This is a genomic window from Magnetococcales bacterium, from assembly GCA_015231925.1.
Taxonomy (GTDB): domain Bacteria; phylum Pseudomonadota; class Magnetococcia; order Magnetococcales; family JADGAQ01; genus JADGAQ01.
This window is the reverse complement of record JADGAQ010000169.1, coordinates 1-1945: the sequence shown is the minus strand read 5'-3', so window position 1 is coordinate 1945 and position 1945 is coordinate 1. Positions and strand designations below refer to the sequence as shown.

Below are 1945 nucleotides of genomic sequence, written 5' to 3'. Positions count from 1 at the left end.
GTCAGTATCGAAACAGGAACCACCCTTCCCCCAGTGGCCGGCAATGCACCTCGCCCACGAAAGGACGCAGATCGATGGCGTCCCATCGTTCCACGGCCTGTTCGCAGGTGACCAGGGAGGAAGGCATGCTCCAGATACTGGTTCGCACGCTGCCGATTCCGGGGAGATAGCCATATTCCAGGGAAAACTCGACGTGCTTCAAATCTTCAGACCAGCTCACATTGCCGATGCCGAGTTGTTGCTGCAAGGGCTCGTAGCGGGGTCCCCAATGTTCGGCGATGGCCCTGTCACAATAACTCTTGCGGGGTTTGGTCATGCCCGGACAATTGGCCGCTTCGGACCAGGTTGGGTAGCGGCTGCGAATCAGGGTGGTCATCTCCTCGAAGAAGGGTTTCTTTTGGGGAAAAGTCCACACGAGATACCAGGCAGGGGTTACAAAGAAAAAGAGATAGATCAGATAGAGCGTCGGCGGGCCGACAAGGAGAAGACATCGCCGATGCCAGAACAGGGCGAACCCTCTTCTGATGAATCGAATTCCCATTGCCAAGTAGAATCTCGCCATGCTGCCAACCTGTTCCTTCACTCTGCCGGGTCGAAAGGATGACTCCTTTCGACCCTGACAGATTCTTTCAAGTCACCACGCTGCATTCCCTCACCTCAAGGCCCCCATAAACTGTCATCCGACATGGGTGCCGGAGGGGAATGCGGCTTAACCTGATTCGTCTCTAGCAACCATTTATAGTATTTTATCCCCAGGTCAACCTCAGCACAATCATCTTTCGGCTCTCCGAAACACCGGTTGTTCTCTGAGGCAAACGTGAACCAGTGGCCTTCCGTCTCTTGTATTTTTTTGTCCTTAAACCATTTTTTTAGATCCGACCAGGCCTGGTAAGCTCCTCCTCCCCGTTTGCACGCTTCCTCTGAAAACCCCTGGGCCATACAGGTTGCTCCAAAATTTTGGTTACCGAGAGCCTCCAACTCACTTTTTGAATAACCTGGAGGCTTCCTTGCATCAGGAAGGCTTTTGTAGTTCCAGTCACCGTCACCCAGGATATTTCTATACCAATCACTGAATGTTGGATAGGTTTCCACGTTCTTTTTAACAACATCCGCCCCCTTGAAATCAAACTTGGGCTTTTCGGCTTTCGGGACTGCGAGGACGGAAGGAGATGAGGGGGTTGCCGAACCACTGGCGGCACGTTGGGCCAGCGCCTCCTTCTCTCGCCGCAGCCGGGCTGCCCGACCGGGGGCCCAGCCCATATTGCCGGCGTTGTCGCTCTCTTCCTCATCCCGAAAGCCGTGTTCCACGGACCATCCCATGGCGTGTTTGATGGGTGTTCTGGCCATTGTACCTCTCCTGTTAGAAGGTTAAATATGTTCTGGTTGTTTGGCAACGATTGTGGTGAGCCTGTGAGCAGGGTGGGATTAGTGCAGGCCGATGGCCACGCGCAGGGCCGAGCCCAGGCCGGAACCCGCCATGGCCACCGCGCCGCCTCCCATGGCGCCGATCACCGCAGCGCGGATTTCGACATAGCGCAGGCGTTTATCCATATCTTCCAGCCATTTGGAGAGTTCCTCCTGGCGTTTGCGGATGGCATCGAGCCCTCCTTTGATTTCGCCGAGCATCAGCAGCAGGTCATCGTTCATTGCAGGACTCCTTTGGGGAAATGGGGCAAGGTGACAGTGATGGAAATAGGGGCAGAATGAGGAAGGTGATGGTCTTTTCAGTCCTACGGGGGTCCGGGGGGGATTATCCCCCCCGGCGGGGTTCGGGGCGGAGCCCCGAGGTGTTATCCGTTGCTTCGGTCCGTTGCTTCGGTCCGTTGCCGTTGCGGTCCGCTGCCGCCAATGAATTCCCGAAAGCTTCCCACCCGTGCGGCGCGAATGTTCCGCAGCGGACCGCGGGGGGGCAAGGGGGGGCCTCATCCCCCCATCCTTTGACGTG

At 56.5% G+C, this 1945-nt stretch carries 3 protein-coding genes; all 3 read right to left on the bottom strand.

All coding sequences use genetic code 11. The features are described from left to right. Position 1 precedes the first annotated feature (1 nt). The gene (locus HQL56_15520; GenBank protein MBF0310928.1) at positions 2-562 is read right to left on the bottom strand and encodes a hypothetical protein; all 561 of its coding nucleotides are present in this window, start codon (positions 560-562) and stop codon (positions 2-4) included. 95 nt (positions 563-657) lie between these two features. Next, positions 658-1347, bottom strand: coding sequence for a hypothetical protein (locus HQL56_15515; GenBank protein MBF0310927.1), 690 nt, complete (start codon positions 1345-1347; stop codon positions 658-660). 78 nt (positions 1348-1425) lie between these two features. Beyond that, the gene (locus tag HQL56_15510; protein ID MBF0310926.1) at positions 1426-1647 is read right to left on the bottom strand and encodes a hypothetical protein; all 222 of its coding nucleotides are present in this window, start codon (positions 1645-1647) and stop codon (positions 1426-1428) included. Positions 1648-1945: the final 298 nt, after the last annotated feature.

What these genes read in the sequence shown, in the direction of transcription:
- HQL56_15520 (MBF0310928.1), bottom strand. Translation starts at nt 562, where the DNA reads ATGGCGAGATTCTACTTGGCAATGGGAATTCGATTCATCAGAAGAGGG.
- HQL56_15515 (MBF0310927.1), bottom strand. Translation starts at nt 1,347, where the DNA reads ATGGCCAGAACACCCATCAAACACGCCATGGGATGGTCCGTGGAACAC.
- HQL56_15510 (MBF0310926.1), bottom strand. Translation starts at nt 1,647, where the DNA reads ATGAACGATGACCTGCTGCTGATGCTCGGCGAAATCAAAGGAGGGCTC.